Below are 20664 nucleotides of genomic sequence, written 5' to 3' on the forward strand. Positions count from 1 at the left end.
CGGGTCAGCCCTGCGGGACGGACTCGACGCGCTTCTTCAGGCCGGCCAGTGCGCGGTCGATGATGACCTTCTCGGCCTTGCGCTTGATCATGCCGAGCATCGGGATCTTGACGTCGACGGTCAGCCGGTAGGTGACCTCGGTGCGGCTGCCGTCACCGATCGGGGCCAGCGTGTAGGAGCCGTCGATGGCACGCAGCATCTGGGACTTGACCAGGGTCCAGCTGACCTCGTGGTCGCCGGTCCAGGTGTACGCGAGGGTGTGGTCGTCCTTGATCGCACCGGCGTCGAGGACGAGGCGGACCTTCTCGGCGCGGCCGTTGTCGTCCTTGGCGAGGATTTCGGCCTCCTTGACCTCGCCGGTCCATTCCGGGTAGCGGTCGAAGTCGGCGATCACGCCCATGACGTCGGCCGGTGCCGCCTCGATCGTGATGCTCGAGCTGGTGTGTTCAGCCATCGCTGTGGCTCCTCCAGTGCGGGGTACCGGTCGGTCGGCAGAGGCCTGCCGCCAGAAGGCTATCGCGTGCGCGGGGCGCATCGTCCCAGGGTCCGGTCGGCACGGCCCACCGGACCCGGTCGCCGGTCCTGGTCACCACTCCAGAGCCCATGGCCGGCCGGTCGACGCGAAGTGCCCGACGTTCACGCATTCGGTGGCGCCGATCCGCATCCGGCGGACCAGCGGCTGATGGACATGGCCGAAAACTGCGTACCGGGGGCGGGTCCGGCGGATCGCGTCGAGCAGCGCCCGGCTGCCGCGCTCGAAGCGGCGCGCCACGGTGTCGTACGTCAGTTCCGGGACGTCGGGCGGGATGTGCGTACACAGGACGTCCACCTCGCCGACCGCCTCGACCTTGGCGGCGTACTCCTCGTCGCTGATCTCGTACGGGGTGCGCATCGGGGTCTGCAGTCCGCCGCCGACGAAGCCGAAGACCCGGCCTCCGATCTCGACGCGTTCACCGTCCAGGACGGTGGTGCCGGGGCGGGCGTACTCGGGCCAGAGATCGGGGATGTCGACATTGCCGTAGGTGGCGTATGTGGGGGTGGGGAGCGCATCGAACAACTCGGCGTACTGCTTGCGCACCGCGCCGACGATGGCGGCATTGCGATCCAGGCCCGCCCAGAGACCGCGACCGAAGTCCCGGGCCTCCTCGAAGCGGCGGGCGGTGCGCAGTTCGACGATCCGGTCGGCGTTCTCGACGCCGAAGAGGTCGGGGAAAATGCCGCGCGAGTGGTCGGCGTAGTCGAGGAAGAGCACCAGGTCACCGAGACAGACGAGCGCGTCCGCGCCGTCCCCTGCACGGGCCAGCGCTTCGGTGTTCCCATGCACGTCACTGACCACATGGATGCGGGTACGGCGTGCGGTGGCGGCATCACGGCTGTTCGGTCCGGCTCGCATGACGATCACCCTAGGACGACGCCCGCAGCATGGGTAGAGCCGCCGGACCTGCGGTTACTTCCTGGTCGTAACTCGGGTGCACTACTGTGCGCGCAAGGACCACCAATATGTGTGACGCATAAAACATCTGGCCGGAACCCCCTATCCGGAAGCTGGTACTGATGGGTAACGTCCGGGCAGTCCAGTCGTGCTCACCCCACTGAGCACCCGCCAATCTTGGACCGCAGCCGGTGCGTCACACAGAGCCGTGGCACCGGAGCCCGATGAGGAGCAGCAGTCTTGCGCGAGTTCAGCCTTCCGGCCCTGTACGAGGTCCCTTCGGACGGCAACCTGACGGATCTCATCCGCCGCAATGCCGCTCAGCATCCCGACGTCGCGGTGATGAGCCGCAAAGTGGCAGGCGTCTGGACCGATGTGACCGCCACCCAGTTCCTGGCCGAGGTCAGAGCCGCCGCCAAAGGCCTGATCGCCGCGGGCATCGAGCCCGGCGACCGGGTCGCACTCATGTCCCGTACCCGTTTCGAATGGGTCCTGCTCGACTTCGCGATCTGGACCGCCGGGGCGGTCACCGTCCCGGTGTACGAGACCAGTTCCGCCGAGCAGGTCCAGTGGATCCTCGGCGACTCGGGCGCGGTGGCGGCCCTCGTCGAGAGCGACGCGCACGCCGAGTCCGTCACCTCCGTGCGCGACCGGCTGCCCGGCCTGCGCAACGTCTGGCAGATCGACAAGGGCGCGGTCGACAAGCTGACCGCGGCGGGCACCCAGGTCTCGGAGGAGACCGTCGACCTGCGCAGCACGAGCGCCAGGGCCGACGACCCGGCGACCATCGTCTACACCTCGGGCACCACCGGCCGCCCCAAGGGCTGTGTGCTCACGCACCGCAGCTTCTTCGCGGAGTGCGGCAATGTGGTGGAGCGGCTCAGGCCCCTCTTCCGCACCGGCGAGTGCTCCGTTCTGCTCTTCCTGCCCGCGGCCCATGTCTTCGGACGGCTGGTCGAGGTGGCGTCCGTGATGGCGCCCATCAAGCTCGGCTGCGTCCCCGACATCAAGAACCTCACCGATGAACTGGCCTCGTTCCGGCCGACGCTGATCCTCGGTGTGCCGCGGGTCTTCGAGAAGGTCTACAACTCGGCGCGCGCCAAGGCCCAGGCCGACGGCAAGGGCAAGATCTTCGACAAGGCCGCGAACACGGCGATCGCGTACAGCCGCGCGCTGGGCACCCCTGAGGGCCCGTCCATCGGCCTGAAGTTCAAGCACAAGGTGTTCGACCGGCTCGTCTACAGCAAGCTGCGGGCCGTACTCGGCGGCCGCGGCGAGTACGCGATCTCCGGCGGCGCGCCGCTGGGCGAGCGGCTCGGGCACTTCTACCGCGGCATCGGCTTCACGGTGCTGGAGGGCTACGGCCTCACCGAGACGTGCGCGGCCACCGCGTTCAACCCGTGGGACCGGCAGAAGATCGGTACGGTCGGCCAGCCGCTGCCCGGATCGGTCGTCCGGATCGCCGACGACGGCGAGGTGCTGCTGCACGGCGAGCACCTGTTCGCGGGCTACTGGAACAACGAGTCGGCGACGGCCGAGGCGCTGGCCGACGGCTGGTTCCACACAGGCGACATCGGCACCCTCGACGAGGACGGCTATCTCGCGATCACCGGCCGCAAGAAGGAGATCATCGTCACGGCGGGCGGCAAGAACGTCGCACCCGCGGTGATCGAGGACCGGATCCGCAGCCACGCCCTGGTCGCCGAGTGCATGGTGGTCGGCGACGGGCGGCCGTTCGTCGGTGCGCTGATCACCCTGGACGAGGAGTTCCTCGGCCACTGGGCCGAGGAGCACGGCAAGCCGGTCGGCTCGACGGCGATGTCGCTGCGCGAGGACCCGGAGCTGCTGGCCGAGGTGCAGCGGGCGGTGGACGACGGCAACGCGGCGGTGTCCAAGGCGGAGTCCGTGCGTAAATTCCGCATCCTTGCCTCGCAGTTCACCGAGGAGGCGGGCCACATCACACCGTCGCTCAAGCTGAAGCGGAATGTGGTGGCGAAGGACTTCGCGGACGAGGTCGAGTCCATCTACCAGCGCTGACAGGGCCGTTGGCCAAAACCTGGCCTTGCCCCCCCTGCAGGACCGGTGCAAGGGTCTGGATCACTCGAACCGATCCACTTCCCTAGGGAGACCCCTGCGGGTACCGCTGGGGCAACTGCGGCTGAGAAGAGTGCGCTGCCCGGCGCAGGACGCGCCGGGCAGCGCACTCTGTCTCACAGCAGCGTTCTGAGCCGCTCCGCCAGCAGGTCCCAGCGCCACTTCTCCTGGACCCAGGCCCGGCCTCGCTCCCCCATCCGCTGCCGCAGCTCCGGATCGCCGAGCAGGGTGGCGATCCGGTCGGCGGACTCCTCCACGGAGCCGCCCCGCACCACCCAGCCGGTCTCGCCGTCCAGTACGGCGTCGGGGGCGCCGCCCGAGTCGCCCGCCACCACGGGCAGTCCGGTCGCGGACGCCTCCAGATAGACGATGCCGAGGCCTTCGACGTCGAGGCCGCCGCGGCGGGTGCGGCACGGCATGGCGAAGACGTCGCCCGCGCCGTAGTGGGCGGGCAGCTCCTCCCACGGCACCGGTCCGGTGAACCGTACGGAGTCGCTTACGCCCGTCTCCTCGGCGAGCTTCTTCAGGTCCTTGGCGTACGGTCCGCCGCCGACTATCAGCAGTACGGCGTCCGGCTCCCGTGCCAGGATCGCGGGCATCGCGAGGATCAGGGTGTCCTGCCCCTTCCGGGGCACCAGCCGCGACACGCAGACGACGACGGGCCGGTCCGTGAGCCCGAGCCGGGCCCGGACCCGGTCCCCGCCGGAGTCCGGATGAAAGATCTTCTCGTCGACGCCGGGCGGCAGTTGGACCATGCGGCCCGCGGCTTCGGGGGTGAGCGCGTCCGCGATCCGGGAGCGGGTGTACTCGCCGAGGTACGTGATGGTGTCCGTGCCTTCGCCGATCCGGCGCAACAGCTGCCGGGACGCAGGCAGTTGGGCCCAGGCCGCCTCGTGCCCGTGGGCGGTCGCGACCAGGCGCCGGGCACCGGCCTTCCGCAGCGCCGGTGCCATCAGCCCCAGGGGGGCGGCGGCACCGAACCAGACGGACGTGCAGTCGTGTGCGCGCAACAGCTGGACCGCCCGCCGGGTCACCCGGGGGGTCGGCAGCAGCATCGTCGTACGGTCGCGGACGACGGTGAACGGCTGCTCGGCGTCGAACGCGGCGGTGGCCGCGATGCCCTCGGGGCTCCGCTTCCAGGTGGAGGCGTAGACGACGAGTTGTCCGGGGTCCAGGCGCAGCGCCATATTGTGCAGAAATGCCTGGATACCGCCGGGTCGGGGCGGGAAGTCATTGGTCACGATCAGGGTCTTGTCCATCGCCGCTGACAGTACCGAACAGCTGGGCCTGATGGCTCCCGCGCAGAGACGCCGTGCATCATGACTCATCGAGCCACCGGCGAAGGGAATGAGTGCGGCCATGACGGCAGCAGGCGGCACCGGCAGACTTCTCGCACCCGTGGCGGTGTGGGCCCTCACCAGGGCCGTGTTGCTCCTCTGCGTCCTGAAGGTGATCACGCTGCCGGGTCCGGACGTGACAAGTGACGTCTCGGTGATCTACCACGGCTGGTCCGAGGTGCTGCAGAGCGGCACGTACCCGCAGTCCGATGTCACCTGGCAGTACCCGCCCGTCGCGGCGCTCGCCATCCTCTCCCCCGCCCTGCTGCCGTTCCTGGACTACGCCTCGGCCTTCTTCGTCCTTGTGTGCCTGTGCGACGCGCTGGTGCTGGGCCTGCTGCTGTACGCGGGCCGGCGGACCGGCAGGCGGACGGCGGGCGGCTGGGTCTGGGTGGCGGGGGTGCCGCTGCTCGGCACGACCGCGTACGCCCGTTACGACGTGATGGTGACGGCGGTCGCGGTGGCGGCGCTGCTGGCGGGGGCGCGGCATCCGCGGGTGCTGGGGGCGTTGGCCGCCTTCGGTGCGCTGCTGAAGGTGTGGCCGGTGCTGCTGCTCGTCGGCACGGCGCGCGGGGAGCGCACCCGCCGCTCGTGGACGGCGGCCGCGGTGACGGCGGCCGGTCTGCTGATGGTGTGTGCGGCGGCGATGCCGGGCGCGCTGGCCTTTCTCGGCTTCCAGCGCGACCGGGGCACCGAGGTCGAGTCGCTGGGCGCGCTGGTCTTCCATGTGGCGCGGCAGTTCGGCTGGCAGGGGCGGGTGGAGCTGAACTACGGATCGTTGGAGTTCCTCGGTCCGCATGTACCGCTGGTGAGCACGCTGGCGCTCGGTCTGAGCCTGATCGCCTGCGGCTGGCTGCTGGTGTGGCGGCTGCGGGCCCGCACGTTCGGGGCGAGCACCACGGCCGACGCGGCGTTCACCGCGGTCCTGCTGTTCACGACCACCAGCCGGGTGATCAGCCCCCAGTACATGCTGTGGCTGGTCGGTCTTGCGGCGGTCTGCCTGGTCTTCCGGTCCGGCCGGATGGGATTGCCGGCCGGACTGGTACTGGCAGCGACGGGCGTCACGCAGCTGGAGTTCCCGCTCGGGTTCATCCACGTGGTGACCAGTGACGCAACGGGCGTGACGCTGATGTTCGTACGCAATGGCCTGCTGGTCGCGGCGACCCTGGTCGCGGCGAGGCGGCTGTGGCAGCGGACGGTGACCGAGCCGGGGAGGCCGGTGCCGGTCCGGCCGGTCCCCTGCCGCGGGTCCGCACCGGCCGGGGACGTCAGCCGAGACGGGACAGCAGATACTCCCGCCAGCGCGCCGTGAAGTCCTGCTCGGTCGTGCCGAGCACCTCGTGCAGGGCCTGCTCCACCGCTCCGTCCCGCCCTGAGTGCCCCCCGACGGCCCGGTAGAAGGCGAACAGCTTCTTCTCGCCCCAGTGGTCGGCCATGAGCGCGCAGGCCAGCCAGCCGCCCTCGTACGCCCTCGCGAGGCGCCCGGAGTCGCCACCGAAGCGGAAATCCTCGTCCGTGGGGAGTGCGGCGGGCAGCTCGCCGCGCCGGACGGCTTCCGCCAGTTCCGGCGCGGCCTGTGCGGGGGTCCGGTCCTCGACGCGGTAGGCGGCCCAGTCGGCAAAGCCCTCGGAGAGCCAGGTCGGGGTCGCGGCGGAGGTACGGGCGCGGGTGGCGACATGGGCGGTCTCGTGGGTGAGGACGACCCGCTGCCCGAACGTGCCGAGTATCGCGTACGCCTGCGGGTTGACGATCACCCGGTCCGCCGGCGTCCGGCCCGGGCCGCCGGTCTCCGCGGTGGTGACGGCCGCGATGCCCCGGTAGTTCGCCACCGGGGCCCCGAGCAGCCCGGCCATGTCGTCGACCGTCTTCGGCACGATCACCACCACGCGGGCGGCCCAGCGCTCCGGCCAGGCGGCGGAGACGACGGGCACCGCCCGGTCCTCGGTGTCCGCGATCCGGCGCAGCTCCTCCTGCGTGTGGCCGACGCCGAGGACGAGGCTGTGCGCGCCGTGTACGACCCGCACGTCACCCTGCTGCCAGAGCTGCCGGCCGCCGTCCTTCCCGGCCCGGTCGGCGGCGATGTACCAGCGCCCGTCCGCCCCGTGCCGCTCCAGGTCGAGGACCCGGTCGGCGGTGACCGGGGCGCTGTCGTAGCCCGCGATCCGGTACCGCAGTTCGACCTCGGCGGTGGCCCTGGTGGCGCCGTGCTCGTGCACGTCGGTCACTTCGTACGTCCACGAGCTCAGCGGCACGTCGGCGAGGTTGGCCAGTTCGCGGCGCTGGGCCGTCCGCAGCCCGGTGGCCCCGGGGACGACCGTGGCCGCATAGGCGTCCGAGTCGTGGTCCAGGACGGCGGCGGCCCGGCGGTCCAGGGTGGCGCGGACGTCGCGGACCGTGGTGTCGGGGGAGGTGGCGGCGGGCGCCGTGCAGGCGGCCGCGAGCAGCAGAGCGGCGAGTGCCGCGCCTGCCGCGCGCCACCGTCCGTCACGTCCTCGGCCTGCCGTACGCCCCTGATCAGCCACCCGATCGAGGGTACGGGTCAGATGCGGGTGACCGACGAGACGGGCATCATGCCGACCGGGTCGTAGCGGACCGGGGCGCCCGGGTACGGGGCGTGGACCACCCGGCCGTTGCCGACGTACATCCCGATGTGACTGGCGTCCGCCCGGTAGGCGACCAGGTCGCCCGGGCGGGCCATGGAGAGCGGCACCATACGTCCGGCGTACCGCTGGGCCTGGGAGGTGCGCGGCAGGCCGACACCGGCCTGGGCGTACGCCCACTGCATCAGCCCGGAGCAGTCGAACCCCGCGGGCCCGTTGGCACCCCAGATGTACGGGCGTCCGACGGCGTGCCGTGCCGCCATCACGGCGGCCGCCGCCCGGGAGGAACCCGGGGGCAGATCGGTCATGCCCGGGAACACGTCGTCGCGGCCGGTGCGCGAGGCCCTTTCGAAGGCCGCCCGGTCCGCGCCCGGCAGCAAGGTCAGCAGCTGCCGGGCCTGTTGGAGCTTCTGCTCGACGGTCCGTTTGTGGCGGGCGGCTGCGGCCCGGCTGCGCTCCAGACCGGCCAGCGAGCGGGCGGCCTCCGCACGGGCCTGCGCGAGCCCGCGCCGGGCTCTCTGGAGCTTCTGCAGAGTGCTCGCCCGCCGGACGTTCAGCCGGTCGAGGGTGGCCGCCCGGTCGAGGTAGCTGTCCGGGTCCGAAGAGAGCAGCAGGGCGAGCGAGGGGTCGATGGAGCCTGCGCGGTACTGCGCGGCGGCGGCCGAACCGACCGCGGTGCGGAGCCGGTTGATCTGTTCCTGGTCGCGGGCCGCCCGCTCCTGGGCCCTGAGCACCTCACCGCGCAGCCGCTCGGCGTCCTCCCCGGCCTTGTTGAACTGCTCGGTGGCCCGCTCGGCCTCGCCGTACAACCGGTCGATCTCGGCCTTCGCGGCCCGGGGCGTGTCCCGCGGTTCGGCGTTCGCGGTGGCCGCCCCGAGTGCGGCGGCAGCGGTCGCCGCCGACAGGACTGTGATCCGGACGCTCCGGTTGACGCCGGGCTGTGTGGAACGGCGATGGGACACCACAGGACGCCGCACTCCCTTCCGCTGTACGCAGAGGTGCACAGCCCCCTGCCGCCCGGGGCGGGCGGACCGACGGACGGGAGCTGCACAGCAGGCAGACAGTAGCCGCGCGACTACGGAGCGCCCAACGGCCTCGCCGATCGGGTGAGGGGTACGAAAGCCGCCGCCCCGCCGGTGACCTGTGGTCTCCGGCGGGGCGGGCAGTCGGTCGGGGCGTGGGAATTCGCCCGTTCGGGCGTCGTCAGATGCGCACGCCGACCTGGAAGCTGCCGATGGTGTTCATCGACTCGTAGCGGACCACCGCGCCCGGCTTCGGGGCGTGCAGAACGGTGTTGTTGCCCGCGTACAGAGCCACGTGCGACGTGTTGTTGAAGAAGACGAGGTCGCCCGGCTTGAGTGCGCTGCGACCTATCTGCGTGCCCTCGTTGATCTGGGTGTACGTGGTGCGGGTGATGGAGACGCCGGCCTGGGCGTAGGACCACTGGGTCAGGCCCGAGCAGTCGAAGGAGTTGGGGCCGGTACCGCCGGAGACGTATGGCTTGCCGAGCTGGGTGGCGGCGGCCCTGAGGGCGGCGGCGCCGCGGGCGGAGGCGGGAACCTCGTTGCCCAGATCGACCCGGTCGCCGGCGGCACGGCTGGCGCGCTGGTCGTCCTGGGCCATCTTCGCGCGCTCGGCGGCGGTCAGGGTGTTGAGCAGGCGCTGCGCCTCGGCGAGCTTGCCCTGGAACTTCTTCTTGTTCTCGCCGAGCGTCTTGCGGACGTCCGCGAGGTCGCCCAGCTTGTCCTGGGCCTCCTTGCGCTCCTGCGCGAGGGCCCGCTGCTTCTCCTGGATCTTCGCCAGCGACTCGGTCTGCTTGGCCGTCAACTGGTCGAGGGCCGAGGCCTCGTCGAGGAAGGTGTCCGGGTCCGAGGCGAGGAAGAGCTGCACGGACGGGTCGATGCCGCCGGAGCGGTACTGCGCGGCGGCGAGCGAACCGAGGCCACTGCGGAGCGTGTTGAGCTCCTGCTGACCGCGGGCCACCTTGTCCTGCAGCGCGCCGACCTGCTTTTCGAGCTGCTGCTGCTCCTCCTTGGCCCCGCTGTACTTCTCGGTGGCCGTCTCCGCCTCGTGGTAGAGCTTGTCGACCTTCGCCTTGACCTCGCTCTTGGTCGGCTTGGGGTCGGCGTGGGCGGCCTGGGAGGTCAGGGCAACGGCCGCGGCGGCGGTCGCGGTGAGCACGGTCACGCGGGTGCGGCTCGGCTGCTTGGGACGACGGTGGGACGCCACGAAGGCGAGCTCCTTCTTCCTCGAGCCGCCTACCGGGCTGTGGGGGATCGGATCCCCGGCTCCGTGCACGTCACGGACTCGGCGGTTCCTTCGCTGCCACCCCGGATGGGTGATCAACCGTGCGAAGGTTCGAGGCCCGACCTTAGTGACCATCTTGTGATCAGTTCAAATCCTCACAAGAAAAATCTCGCCCCAATAGTCACTTCTTTACTCACATCACACCGCGTGTAGTGGTGGCTTGACGGTCCGTTCCAAAAATTCCGGCAAGTCACCACAACTCGCACTAGACGCGCGAAAGTCGCTTCAGGAGCAAGACGGACGCAACGGGCCTGGCCCCCGCCTTCGCCACGCCGTCCGCCACCTCGCGGTCGGTGGAGACCACGACGACGGGCCTGCCCGGCGGTTCGGCGCGGGCCAGTTGACGGATGAGCTCGTCGGCGGTGACGCCCGGCTTACTGAAGAGCACCCGCACCCCGCGCGGCGGTGCGAGCAGTACCGGAGCGGCCAGTTCGGCCCCGTCGAAGACACAGGTCATCTCGGCGCCGGACTGCGCCGCGAGCACCGCGAGACCGCCCAGCAGCCGCAGCCGCTGCTTCTCCAGCGGCAGTTGCGGATAGCCGGTCTTGGTGACGTTGTAGCCGTCCACGATCAGATGCGCCTGCGGTAGTGCGAGCAGCTGGTCGAGCAGGGCCGGATCGGTGTCCGAAAGCGCCCTGGTGGCAATGTCCTTGGGCGACATCGCACCGGGTTCGACCGCATCGACGCTGTCCGCGGGACGGATCGAGGAGGGCGGCAGGGCCAGTTCGCGGCGCAGCCCGCGGGCCGCGTCGAGTACCGTGTCGAGCAGCAGCCGCAGCCGCATGTCCTCGACCGAGCGGCCTTCCCTGGCAGCCCTGCGGCTCGCCTCGACGGACGCCTCCGCCTCTCCGAGCCGGGCCCGCAGCCGCCGGGTCTCGCTCTCGGCCGCGGAGATCCGGGCGGCCGCCTCGGTCCGTACGGTCTCGGTCTCGGCCTTGCCGCGGCGGACCGCGGCCTCACCGCGCTTGACCTCGTTCAGGGCGGAGCGCAGTTTGCGCTGCAGCGCGTCGGCTTCCTTGCGGGCCGCCTCCAGCTCACCGCGGAGCCGTTCGGTCTCGCTCTTGGTCTGGGTCCGGGCCTGGGCGAGTTCCTCGCGCAGCCGTTCCAGTTCGCGCCGGCCCTCCTCGTCGGCCCGTTCGGCGTCGGCCCGCTGGACCTCCTCGCCGGCTGCGGCCACCAGCTTCACCCAGCCGACCGGGCGCAGCACATAGGCTGCGGCGGCCACATCGACGGGGTCGGCGGCGGCGGGCGGCGACCCGGCCTCCACGGCCGCGGCCAGCTCGGGCTGGGACTCCCGGAGCCGTTCGCCGATGCGCTGGCGGAACAGCGTGTCGCTCTCCAGGGCGGCCGCCATCGCGTTCCCGGCGAACTTGGCGCGCCGGGTCGGGGTGAAGCGGGCGTACTGCCTCAGCTGGGCCGGGAGTTCGGTGACCGTGAGGCCACCGAACGCGTCCGAGACCAGCGCGACGACCCGCCGCCGTACGCCTTCGGGCAGCGGGCGGTCGAGCGCCTCGACGGCGTCGCCGGCTCCATCGGCCGGCTCGGCGCCGCTATCGGGCTGCTCCACGATCCGTCACCCCAAATGTCTGTCCGCACGGCCCCGTCAGGAGTCGGCACCCGGCCTGTCGACTAGTTCGATCTGGTCCACCGCGTTGCACCAACGACACCGGACCGACTCGATGGTCTCACTGACCACCTCGCGCTCTTCGACGGTCGCCTCTCCTGCGAGGTCGAGATGCACGTATTCGACAACCTTGGACGAGCGCGTGACATCGAAGCGCGTGAGATTCCCGCAGAGCGTGCAGCGCCAGCGAGTCCCGTCGGTCGGCTGGGGAACCGTCGTCATCGTTGCGTCCTCTTTCGTCGAGCGTCGTGCTGCTGCCTGCCAAGGATCTCGCGGTGCGCCGTCGAACTGCGGATGTCCTGCTGTAACCCTACGGCCTTGTGCATATCCATCGGCACGGCGAGGCGATCTGCCCCGTTCCATCACCTTGCGTCATGCTCTGTTCGTGATCGAACGGCGGGCTGTGACGGGCGGACTGACCGGCAGGCTCCTGCGCGCCGCGACCGCGGGCGGTGCCCCGGTGACGTATGCCCTCATCGCCCTGTGCTGTGCCATCTTCCTGATCAGCCCGCTCTCCGGGTTCAACCCCACGTACGGCACCGCCGACACCCTGCTCGCCGCCCAGGCCGGGTATTTCGAGCGCTGGGGGGTGATCCCCACCGAACTGTGGGGCGGCTCCGCACATGCCCTGCTCACCCCGCTGACCGCACTCTTCGTGCACGGCAGCTGGCTGCACCTGCTCGGCAACATGCTCTTCCTCTACGTCTTCGGGGCGATGGCCGAGGAACGGATGGGCCGTGCCGAGTTCGCCTTCTTCTATCTCGGCTGCGGCTATCTCGCCCTGCTGGCGTACGCGGCGGCGCACGCCGACTCCGACCAGACCCTCGTCGGCGCCTCGGGGGCGATCTCCGCGGTGCTCGGTGCGTTCCTGTACCTGTTTCCCCGGGCCCGGGTCACCAGCCTCTTCCCGTTCCTGCTCTTCCTGCCACTGCGCTTTCCCGCCTGGATCGTGCTGATCTTCTGGTTCGCCCTGCAGTGGATGGCGGCGCAGGGTGCGGGCAGCGGTCCGGGGGTGGCCTATCTCGCCCATGTGGTCGGCTTCGCCACCGGCTTCCTCTACGCCTGGGGGCGTTACCGCCGTGGGGCTAGAGTGAAGACTCCAGCCACGGCCACCGAGGGAGAAAGCCAGCCGTGATCACCGCGATCGTGCTCATCAAAACCAGCGTGGACCGGATTCCCGAGATCGCCGAGTCCATCGCGGCGCTGGACAGCGTCAGCGAGGTCTTCTCGGTCACCGGTACGTACGACCTGATCGCCATGGTCCGGGTGGCCAAGCACGACGATCTGGCGGACGTCATCCCCGGCCGCATCAGCAAGATCCCGGGCGTCGAGGGCACCGACACTCATGTCGCGTTCCGTACGTACTCGCAGCACGACCTGGAAGCCGCCTTCGCCATCGGTCTCGACGCGTAGATACGCCTCATCACGGCGTAATACTTCGGCCGGGGACGGGCAATTGCCCGTCCCCGGCCGAAGTATTACGGCCTCGGTTCCTGACCGGTCAGACCTGCGCCGTGCCCCGGTCCGGGACGCAGCGGCCGTCCTCGGTGCGGTACTTCCACTGGGCCCCCTCGCTCACCAGCTCCTTGACCGCGCGGACGAAGCGCTCGATGTGCTCGTCCGGCGTACCGGCGCCGAAGCTGACCCGGATCGCGTTCAGCAAGGGGGTCCCCCCGGTCGAGTCCGTTCGAGACTGGGGGAGCTCGCCCGGCTCGGCCTCCGGCGCGCCGCACTCGCCCGGGTCCTGCGGGTCGCTGCCGAGCAGGGTGCGCACCAGCGGGTGGGCGCAGAACAGTCCGTCGCGCACCCCGATGCCGTATTCGGCGGAGAGCGCCGCGGCGAAGTGCGAGCTGTTCCAGCCCTCCACCACGAATGAGATGACGCCGACCCGCGGGGCGTCGTCGCCGAACAGCGACAGCACCTTGACCTGGGGGACCTCGGCAAGGCCTTCGCGGACCCGGGTGACGAGCTGCTGCTCACGGGCGACGAGGCGGTCGAAGCCGGCCTCGGTGAGCGCCTTGCAGGCGGAGGCGATGGAGTAGACACCGATGACGTTGGGCGAACCGGCCTCGTGCCGGGCGGCGGTGGAGTGCCACTCCACGTCCACACCGCCGTCGGTGCGCCGGGCGACCTTCCGGGAGGCGCCGCCACCGGCCAGGTACGGCTCGGCGTCCTGCAGCCAGTCGGCGCGGCCCGCGAGGACACCGGAGCCGAACGGTGCGTACAGCTTGTGTCCGGAGAAGGCGACCCAGTCGACGTCGAGCTCGTCGATGTCGACCGGGTGGTGCGGCGCGAGCTGTGCGGCGTCCAGCACGATCCTGGCGCCGTGCGCGTGGGCGGCGGCGGCCAGCTCCTTCACCGGCCACAGCTCACCGGTGACGTTCGAGGCGCCGGTGACGCAGACCAGCGCGGGGCCGTAGGGGTCACGGTCGGCGAGCGCCCGCTCCAGCGTCTCGACGGCCTGGGCCGGGGTGCGGGGAGCGTTGAGGTAGGTGACACGGGCATCGCGCCAGGGCAGCAGCGAGGCATGGTGCTCGGTCTCGTACACGAAGACCTGACAGTCGGCGGGGACCGCCGCGGCCAGCAGGTTCAGCGAGTCCGTCGTCGACCGGGTGAAGATCACCTGGTCCTCGGCGCGGCAGCCGAGGAACTCCGCAACCGCCTTGCGGCTGTTCTCGAAGAGGTCCGTGGAGAGCTGCGAGAGGTAGCCGGCGCCGCGATGGACGCTGCCGTAGTACGGGGCGTACGCGGCGACGTCGTCCCACACCCGCTGCAGGGCCGGGGCACTGGCCGCGTAGTCCAGGGCGGCATAGGTGACTTCTCCGCCGGTGACGAGCGGAACAGTCACATCCTTGCCCAGAACGGGCAGCGGGGAACAAATGGACCGTTCGGCGGCAGCGATGACAACAGACATGGCGAACTCCCGTACAAGGCAGGCGAATTCACTGCGCCAGCAGGTACGCGGCAGCGCAGGAGGAAGAAAATGGGTGTGCGAAGAGGGGCCGGACCGGGCCCTATCGCATTCGCTTGCTCACAAGAGGCTCCTTGAGGACCAGGACCCCAGGGATCTGACATTCAGAGATGTCGAGGGGTCCGCGCTTGCCGCAGACCTCGCTGCCTACGGCCTGGTCTTCACCCGGGGCACCCCGCCACGGACGGAGGGTTGCCGGACAGCGGGCCGGGGCCGTAGTCGCTGTCACTCATGACCTGCCCAGCATCTTGCCATACGTGCGTCGACGCGCAAGGCGCAGTCCAAGATCTGGACTGCGCCCCGGTCCGCATTTCCCGTTCGGTCAGGCGTTGCTGACCGTCACCCAGCGCTCCAGCGCCGCCCGGGCCGCGCCCGAGTCGATGGACTCGGCGGCCTTGGCGATCCCGGCGGCGAGCTGCTCGTTCAGCGTGCCCTCACCCGGGTCCAGCGCCACCAGCGCCGCCGCCGAGTTGAGCAGCACCGCTTCACGTACCGGACCGGTCTCACCGGCCAGCAGCCGGCGGGCCACATCGGCGTTGTACGAGGCGTCGGCGCCGCGCAGCGCCTCGACGGGGACCAGCTGGAGGCCGACGTCGCGCGGGTCGAAGGCCTCCTCGCGCACCTCCCCGTCCCGGACCACCCAGATCCGGGAGGTCGCCGTGGTCGTCAGCTCGTCCAGACCGTCGTCGCCGCGGAAGACCAGCGCCGAGTTGCCGCGCGCCGCGAGCACACCCGCGACGATGGGGGCCATCTTCAGATCGGCGACACCGATGGCCTGGGAGCGCACCTGGGCCGGGTTGGTGAGCGGACCGAGGATGTTGAACGTGGTCTGCGCGCCGAGCTCCTTGCGGGCCCGCGCCGCATACCGCAGGGCGGGGTGGAACTTCACCGCGAAGCAGAAGGTGATACCCGCCTCCTCCGCCACCTCGACGACGCGCTCCGGGGCCAGCTCCAGATTGACGCCGAGCTTCTCCAGGACGTCGGAGGCGCCACTGGCCGAGGAGGAGGCGCGGTTGCCGTGCTTGACGACCTTGGCCCCGGTGCCCGCGACGACGATCGCGGACATCGTGGAGATGTTGACCGTCTTGGCGAGGTCGCCGCCGGTTCCGACGATGTCGACCGTGCGGCCCGGCACCTCGATCGTGGTGGCGTGCTCGTACATGGCGCGGACGAGTCCGGTGACCTCGTCGACGGTCTCGCCCTTGGCGCGCAGGGCGACGGCGAAACCGGCGATCTGCACGTCGGTCGCCTCGCCGCTCATGATGTTGTCCATCGCCCACGCGGTGTCGTCGGCGGCCAGGTCCTGGCCGCGCAGCAGAGCGTTCAGTACGCCGGGCCAGGAACGAGCCGCCACGCTGTCGCCGCCGACCGGGGTCACAACGTTCATGGTCCGCTCCTGGGGGTCCACAGCCGATAAGGGTATGGACCCCACCCTATCGAGCGCCCGGGACAGCAAAGAGCCCCGTCCATCGAATGGACGGGGCTCCCGCTGTGGCGATCAGTTAAGGCGATCAGTGGTGGCCGTGGCCGCTGGTGATCTCCTTGTACTCCTCGGCAGTGGGCTTTTCGATCTGGTTGTGCTCGCCGAAGTAGCCCTTGCTGAGCTTGGCCCGAAGCTTCTGCATCGCGGGCACCTTGCGCTCGACACCGTTCTCGTCGACCGTCGGGCCGATCTCGACCGGCTTGTACTGCTCGTGCGCGGTGAGCGTGTGCAGCTGCGCGGGGCCGAGCGGTTCGTGGACCTCGACGAACTCACCGTGCGGCAGACGCTTGATGAGACCGGACTCGCGTCCGTGCAGCACCTTCTCCCTGTCGCGGCGCTGAAGGCCGAGACAGATCCGCTTCGTGACGAGGAACGCCAGGACCGGTCCCACGAAGATGAAGATCCGGACGAACCACGAGATGGAGTTCAGCGAGAGATCGAAGTGCGTGGCCCAGAGGTCGTTACCACCGCCGATGAAGACGATGATGTACTCCGTGATCCAGGCGACGCCGAAGGCCGTCCGGGTCGGGGCGTTGCGCGGGCGGTCCAGGATGTGGTGCTCGCGCTTGTCCCCGGTCACCCAGGACTCGACGAACGGGTAGACCGCGATGATGGCGAGCACCAGACCGAAGGCCATCAGCGGGATGAACACACCCAGGACGAGCGTGTGACCCCAGAGGTTGATCTCCCAGCCCGGCATCACACGGATCAGACCCTCGGCGAAGCCCATGTACCAGTCGGGCTGGGCGCCGGTGGACACCTGGTCCGGACGGTACGGACCGATGGCCCAGATCGGGTTGATCGAGGCGATCGCCGCGATGACCGCGATGACACCGAAGACCAGGAAGAAGAAGCCTCCGGCCTTCGCCATGTAGATCGGCAGCAGCGGCATACCGACGACGTTCTTGTTGGTACGGCCGGGACCCGCGAACTGCGTGTGCTTGTGGAAGAACACCAGGATCAGGTGGCCGACCACGAGGCCGAGCATGATGCCCGGCAGCAGCAGGATGTGGATCGAGTAGAACCGGGCGACGAAGTCGCCGCCGGGGAACTCTCCGCCGAACAGGAACATCGAGATGTACGTGCCGACGATCGGCATGGACAGGATCGCGCCCTGGGTGAAGCGGACACCCGTACCCGAGAGCAGGTCGTCCGGGAGCGAGTAGCCCGTGAAGCCGGTGAACATACCCAGCACGAACAGCAGGAAGCCGAACAGCCAGTTGATCTCGCGCGGCTTGCGGAACGCACCCGTGAAGAAGACGCGCATCATGTGCACGAACATGGCGGCGAGGAAGATCAGCGCGGCCCAGTGGTGGATCTGGCGGACCAGCAGACCACCGCGGATGTCGAAGCTGATGTCCAGCGTCGAGGCGTAGGCCTCGGACATCCGGATGCCCTGCATCGGCTCGTAGGAGCCGTGATACACGACCTCGTTCATGCTCGGGTGGAAGAACAGCGTCAGATACACACCCGTGAGGATGATGATGATGAAGCTGTAGAGAGCGATTTCACCGAGCATGAAGGACCAGTGGTCCGGGAAGATCTTGCGCATGTTGGCCTTGGCCAGGGAGTAGATCCCGAGCCGGCCGTCCGCCCAGTCGGCCACCCGCTCGCCGGCGGGCGCCTTGCGCTTCGTGTCGGTCGCAGTACTCATCCGCGCTCCCAGAATGCAGGACCGACGGGCTCTTCGAAGTCACCGAGCGCCGCGAGGTTGCCCTCGCTGTTCACACCGATCCGCAGCTGCGGAAGGGAGTGACCGGCCGGACCGAAGATGACGCGGGCGCCGTCGGAGAGGTCGAAGGTGGACTGGTGGCACGGGCAGAGCACGTGGTGCGTCTGCTGCTCGTACAGGCTGATCGGGCAGCCGACGTGGGTGCAGATCTTCGAGAAGGCCACGATGCCCTCGTGGGCCCACTCGCGCTCGCGCTTGTCCTTGATGTTCTCCGGCTGGATACGGATGATCATCAGCGCAGCCTTGGCGATCTGCGTCTGGAAGTCGTGAGCGTCCTCCGTCAAGCCCTCGGGCATGGCGAAGGTCAGCGAACCGACGGCGACGTCCTCGGGACGCAGCGGCTCCATCGTGTTCATGTTGATGAGCTGCTTGCCCTTGGACCACAGGGTCTGACGGAGCTTCTTCTCCGGCAGCGGGCCGAGGTCGCGCAGCAGCATCACGCCGGAGAGCGGCACCAGGGCCAGCGCACCGAACAGGGTGTTGCGGATCAGCTTGCGCCGGCCGAACGCGGACTCCTCGGCACCGGCCGCGAAGTCGGCGAGAACCTTCGCCTTGACCTCGGGCTCCGCCTCGATGGCGTGCCGGTCGTCGGCGACCTCTACGTCGGACATCAGGGTGCGCGCCCAGTGGACGGCGCCCGCGCCGATCGTGAAGAGAGCCACGCCCAGGGTCAGCCCGAGGGAGAAGTTGAGCGCGCTCACATGGCCGAACGGCCAGATGAACACGATCTTGTCCACCGGGAAGATGACGTACGAGGCGATGAAGCCGACGGTCGCCAGCATGGACAGCACGAACAGGAACGCGACCGTGCGCTCGGAGCGCTTCGCGGCCCGTTCGTCGATGTCCTGGATGCGCGGCCGGTGGGCCGGCAGCCCCGGGTCGGCGAACGGGTCGTCCGCGACCTCTACCGCGCCGTGCGCGGCTTCCTGCTCAGCGGGCAGGTTCTCTTCTGGAATCTTCTCTTGGCTACTCATGACTTCTTGGCCTTAGCGGTGTGGGCCGCGACCCAAACGGCAACTGCGACGAGTGCGCCCAGACCGAAGATCCAGGCGAACAGACCCTCGCTGACCGGACCGAGCCCGCCCAGCTTGAGGCCACCAGGGGTCTCGGACTCGGCGCTGTTCACGGTCTTGACGTACGCGATGATGTCCCGCTTCTGCTGCTCGGGCATCGTCGAGTCGGGGAAGGACGGCATGCTCTGCGGGCCGGTCTGCATGGCCTCGTAGATGTGCTTCGGGTCCACGCCCTCAAGGCCGGGCGCGTACTTGCCCTTCGTCAGGGCACCGCCCTCGCCGGTGAAGTTGTGGCACTGGGCGCAGTTGGTACGGAACAGGTCGCCACCCTTGGCGATGTCCGCACCGTCAGGGCTGACCTGGTCCTCGGTCGGCACGATCGGGCCGGCGCCGAGCGACGCGACGTAAGCCGCGAGCTGGTCGATCTCGGCCTGGGTGTAGATGACCTTCTTCTTCGGTACCTGGGCACCCGGCTGCTGGGCCGGCATACGGCCCGTGCCGACCTGGAAGTCGACGGCGGCGGAGCCCACGCCGACCAGGCTCGGCCCGTCGGACGAGCCCTGACCGCCGGCTCCGTGGCAGCTGGCGCAACCGACGGAGTACAGCTTCTTGCCCTCATCGATGGCGAGGGACTGGGCGGTGTCGTCGGCCTGCGCCTTACTCGCGGGCGCAAACGCGGCGTACAGCCCCCCAGTAGCCGCAAGCGCGAGGAGTAGTACGACGACCGCCGCCAACGGATGGCGTCGTCGTGCGGAGAGCTTTTTCACGGATTACCCCGGTGTCAGGATCTTCTGCGTCGATGCTGGATGTGGTTCGGGTTCGAGCCCGGTTACTTGATCATGTAGATCGTGGCGAAGAGGCCGATCCACACGACATCGACGAAGTGCCAGTAATAGGACACGACGATGGCAGCGGTCGCCTGTTCATGGGTGAACCTCTTGGCCGCGTATGTCCTGCCCAGTACGAGCAGGAAGGCGATGAGACCGCCTGTCACATGCAGACCGTGGAAGCCGGTGGTCAGGTAGAACACCGAGCCGTACGGGTCGGAGGACAGCGAGAGGCCGTCCTTCTTCACCAGCTCGGTGTACTCGAAGACCTGGCCTCCGATGAAGATCGCACCCATCACGAACGTGATCATGAACCAGGCACGGAGCTTCTTCACATCGCCCCGCTCCGCGGCGAAGACGCCGAGCTGGCAGGTGAGGGAGGAGAGCACCAGGATCGTGGTGTTCGTCGCCGAGAACGGGAAGTTCAGGGCCGAAGCCATTTCCTTCCAGTGGTCGGGTCCCATCACCGATCGGAGGGTGAAGTACATCGCGAAGAGGGCCGCGAAGAACATCAGCTCGGAACTCAACCAGATGATGGTTCCGACGCTGGTGAGGTTCGGTCGATTGACCGACGGGTGCGCGTGCCCGGTTTCTACTGTCGTTGCTGTCGCCACGACCGACATTATGTCGGTCGCTTATCCCGCCCTCACTCCGGGGGGTGCCGTTCGGTGTGTCAGCAGGGTGTGTCCTGCCCGAACGGCCCATCGAATCGGTGTCATTACCGGTGCTGACAGGCTGTCGATCGGAGTACGATCCGCGCATCGGTTCATGCCCCGAGAGCCCCGAAGACACAGATGTCACGGAGGAACAATGCAGCCGACCGCCACGGTCCTGGTCTACAGCGACGACGCCAACACCCGTGAGCAGGTGAGGCTGGCCGCCGGTCGCAGGCCTGCGGCGGACGTGCCACCGGTGGAGTTCGTGGAGTGCGCCACGCTGCCCGCCGTCCTGACCGCGCTGGACAACGGCGGCATCGACGTGTGCGTGCTGGACGGCGAGACGGCCCCGGCGGGCGGCATGGGCGTCTGCCGGCAGATCAAGGACGAGATCTTCCACTGCCCGCCGGTGCTGCTGCTGATCGGGCGTCCGCAGGACGCCTGGCTGGCCACGTGGAGCCGCGCGGACGCCGCGGTGACCCTTCCGGTCGAGCCGGTCGAGTTCGCGGACGCCCTGGCCGCTCTGCTGCGCAGCAGGCTCTGCGTACAGTCCTGAGTCCTGCTGCGGCCCGGCCCGCGGTTGCGCCG

19 protein-coding genes and 1 riboswitch are annotated in these 20664 nt (G+C 69.5%); of the genes, 5 read left to right on the plus strand and 14 right to left on the minus strand.

Features of this window, described 5'->3' with window-relative positions:
• Nucleotides 1-4 precede the first annotated feature (4 nt).
• Both ACWCP8_RS15770 and ACWCP8_RS15775 read right to left on the minus strand, forming a co-directional pair.
• Nucleotides 5-454 carry an SRPBCC family protein gene (locus ACWCP8_RS15770; RefSeq protein WP_327124520.1) on the minus strand — a complete coding sequence of 150 codons (450 nt, stop codon included), beginning with the start codon at nt 452-454 and terminating at the stop codon, nt 5-7.
• Between the two features lie 132 nt (nt 455-586).
• A complete protein-coding gene (locus tag ACWCP8_RS15775; protein WP_352270499.1) occupies nt 587-1393 on the minus strand; it encodes a metallophosphoesterase family protein in 807 nt (268 codons plus the stop codon).
• 279 nt (nt 1394-1672) lie between these two features.
• On the opposite strand from ACWCP8_RS15775, the gene ACWCP8_RS15780 reads away from it, so the two are divergent.
• Nucleotides 1673-3469, plus strand: a complete 1797-nt coding sequence (locus ACWCP8_RS15780; RefSeq protein WP_451116400.1) for an AMP-dependent synthetase/ligase — start codon at nt 1673-1675, stop codon at nt 3467-3469.
• Nucleotides 3470-3642: 173 nt separating this feature from the next.
• Here the strand turns inward: ACWCP8_RS15780 and ACWCP8_RS15785 are convergent, their stop codons facing one another.
• Nucleotides 3643-4785, minus strand: coding sequence for a glycosyltransferase family 4 protein (locus ACWCP8_RS15785; protein ID WP_382845610.1), 1143 nt, complete (start codon nt 4783-4785; stop codon nt 3643-3645).
• Nucleotides 4786-4885: 100 nt separating this feature from the next.
• Here ACWCP8_RS15785 and ACWCP8_RS15790 point away from each other — a divergent pair, with 100 nt between their 5' ends.
• The gene (locus tag ACWCP8_RS15790) at nt 4886-6175 is read left to right on the plus strand and encodes a glycosyltransferase 87 family protein (RefSeq protein ID WP_451116402.1); all 1290 of its coding nucleotides are present in this window, start codon (nt 4886-4888) and stop codon (nt 6173-6175) included.
• Here ACWCP8_RS15790 and ACWCP8_RS15795 read toward each other — a convergent pair.
• The 5 genes from ACWCP8_RS15795 to ACWCP8_RS15815 form a co-directional block, all read right to left on the minus strand.
• Nucleotides 6132-7385, minus strand: coding sequence for a hypothetical protein (locus ACWCP8_RS15795; protein ID WP_451116404.1), 1254 nt, complete (start codon nt 7383-7385; stop codon nt 6132-6134). The genes ACWCP8_RS15790 and ACWCP8_RS15795 overlap by 44 nt on opposite strands.
• Nucleotides 7386-7402: 17 nt before the next feature.
• Nucleotides 7403-8428, minus strand: coding sequence for an NlpC/P60 family protein (locus ACWCP8_RS15800; protein ID WP_451116406.1), 1026 nt, complete (start codon nt 8426-8428; stop codon nt 7403-7405).
• Nucleotides 8429-8666: 238 nt separating this feature from the next.
• The gene (locus ACWCP8_RS15805) at nt 8667-9692 is read right to left on the minus strand and encodes an NlpC/P60 family protein (protein ID WP_451116408.1); all 1026 of its coding nucleotides are present in this window, start codon (nt 9690-9692) and stop codon (nt 8667-8669) included.
• A 283-nt stretch (nt 9693-9975) separates the two neighbouring features.
• Nucleotides 9976-11337, minus strand: a complete 1362-nt coding sequence (locus tag ACWCP8_RS15810) for an NYN domain-containing protein (protein ID WP_352270488.1) — start codon at nt 11335-11337, stop codon at nt 9976-9978.
• Between the two features lie 36 nt (nt 11338-11373).
• Nucleotides 11374-11616: a hypothetical protein gene (locus tag ACWCP8_RS15815; protein WP_030933560.1), complete on the minus strand. Its 243-nt coding sequence runs from the start codon at nt 11614-11616 to the stop codon at nt 11374-11376.
• 181 nt (nt 11617-11797) lie between these two features.
• On the opposite strand from ACWCP8_RS15815, the gene ACWCP8_RS15820 reads away from it, so the two are divergent.
• Nucleotides 11798-12529, plus strand: a complete 732-nt coding sequence (locus tag ACWCP8_RS15820; RefSeq protein ID WP_352270546.1) for a rhomboid family intramembrane serine protease — start codon at nt 11798-11800, stop codon at nt 12527-12529.
• Nucleotides 12526-12807, plus strand: coding sequence for an Lrp/AsnC family transcriptional regulator (locus ACWCP8_RS15825; protein ID WP_005318592.1), 282 nt, complete (start codon nt 12526-12528; stop codon nt 12805-12807). Before ACWCP8_RS15820 ends, ACWCP8_RS15825 begins: the two co-directional genes overlap by 4 nt.
• Before the next feature lie 88 nt (nt 12808-12895).
• On the opposite strand, the gene ACWCP8_RS15830 is transcribed toward ACWCP8_RS15825, so the two are convergent.
• The 6 genes from ACWCP8_RS15830 to ctaE all read right to left on the minus strand — a co-directional run bounded on the left by ACWCP8_RS15830 (nt 12896) and on the right by ctaE (nt 20043).
• Nucleotides 12896-14308, minus strand: a complete 1413-nt coding sequence (locus ACWCP8_RS15830; protein WP_352270486.1) for an aminotransferase class V-fold PLP-dependent enzyme — start codon at nt 14306-14308, stop codon at nt 12896-12898.
• Nucleotides 14309-14484: 176 nt separating this feature from the next.
• Nucleotides 14485-14602: riboswitch (SAM riboswitch) on the minus strand.
• An 85-nt stretch (nt 14603-14687) separates the two neighbouring features.
• Nucleotides 14688-15752 (minus strand): anthranilate phosphoribosyltransferase, encoded by a 1065-nt coding sequence (gene trpD / locus ACWCP8_RS15835; protein WP_352270485.1) that lies wholly within the window; start codon nt 15750-15752, stop codon nt 14688-14690.
• A 124-nt stretch (nt 15753-15876) separates the two neighbouring features.
• Nucleotides 15877-17502, minus strand: coding sequence for a cytochrome bc1 complex cytochrome b subunit (gene qcrB / locus ACWCP8_RS15840; protein WP_352270483.1), 1626 nt, complete (start codon nt 17500-17502; stop codon nt 15877-15879).
• Nucleotides 17499-18554 carry a cytochrome bc1 complex Rieske iron-sulfur subunit gene (qcrA, locus tag ACWCP8_RS15845; protein ID WP_352270482.1) on the minus strand — a complete coding sequence of 352 codons (1056 nt, stop codon included), beginning with the start codon at nt 18552-18554 and terminating at the stop codon, nt 17499-17501. The genes qcrB and qcrA overlap by 4 nt, the downstream gene beginning before the upstream one ends.
• Nucleotides 18551-19360: a cytochrome bc1 complex diheme cytochrome c subunit gene (qcrC, locus tag ACWCP8_RS15850; RefSeq protein ID WP_352270480.1), complete on the minus strand. Its 810-nt coding sequence runs from the start codon at nt 19358-19360 to the stop codon at nt 18551-18553. The genes qcrA and qcrC overlap by 4 nt, the downstream gene beginning before the upstream one ends.
• A gap of 62 nt (nt 19361-19422) precedes the next feature.
• Nucleotides 19423-20043, minus strand: a complete 621-nt coding sequence (gene ctaE, locus ACWCP8_RS15855; protein ID WP_277325778.1) for an aa3-type cytochrome oxidase subunit III — start codon at nt 20041-20043, stop codon at nt 19423-19425.
• Between the two features lie 187 nt (nt 20044-20230).
• Between ctaE and ACWCP8_RS15860 the strand changes: the two genes are divergently transcribed.
• Entirely contained in the window at nt 20231-20632 is a 402-nt protein-coding gene (locus ACWCP8_RS15860) for a DNA-binding transcriptional response regulator (RefSeq protein ID WP_030933587.1), read from the plus strand.
• Nucleotides 20633-20664: the final 32 nt, after the last annotated feature.

The organism is Streptomyces sp. NPDC002206, from assembly GCF_053593595.1.

Bases quoted from the DNA above. Each gene is read 5' to 3' on its own strand.
- ACWCP8_RS15770 (WP_327124520.1), bottom strand. From the start codon at position 454: ATGGCTGAACACACCAGCTCGAGCATCACGATCGAGGCGGCACCGGCC.
- ACWCP8_RS15775 (WP_352270499.1), bottom strand. From the start codon at position 1,393: ATGCGAGCCGGACCGAACAGCCGTGATGCCGCCACCGCACGCCGTACC.
- ACWCP8_RS15785 (WP_382845610.1), bottom strand. From the start codon at position 4,785: ATGGACAAGACCCTGATCGTGACCAATGACTTCCCGCCCCGACCCGGC.
- ACWCP8_RS15790 (WP_451116402.1), top strand. From the start codon at position 4,886: ATGACGGCAGCAGGCGGCACCGGCAGACTTCTCGCACCCGTGGCGGTG.
- ACWCP8_RS15815 (WP_030933560.1), bottom strand. From the start codon at position 11,616: ATGACGACGGTTCCCCAGCCGACCGACGGGACTCGCTGGCGCTGCACG.
- ACWCP8_RS15830 (WP_352270486.1), bottom strand. From the start codon at position 14,308: ATGTCTGTTGTCATCGCTGCCGCCGAACGGTCCATTTGTTCCCCGCTG.
- trpD (WP_352270485.1), bottom strand. From the start codon at position 15,752: ATGAACGTTGTGACCCCGGTCGGCGGCGACAGCGTGGCGGCTCGTTCC.
- qcrB (WP_352270483.1), bottom strand. From the start codon at position 17,502: ATGAGTACTGCGACCGACACGAAGCGCAAGGCGCCCGCCGGCGAGCGG.
- qcrA (WP_352270482.1), bottom strand. From the start codon at position 18,554: ATGAGTAGCCAAGAGAAGATTCCAGAAGAGAACCTGCCCGCTGAGCAG.
- ctaE (WP_277325778.1), bottom strand. From the start codon at position 20,043: ATGTCGGTCGTGGCGACAGCAACGACAGTAGAAACCGGGCACGCGCAC.
- ACWCP8_RS15860 (WP_030933587.1), top strand. From the start codon at position 20,231: ATGCAGCCGACCGCCACGGTCCTGGTCTACAGCGACGACGCCAACACC.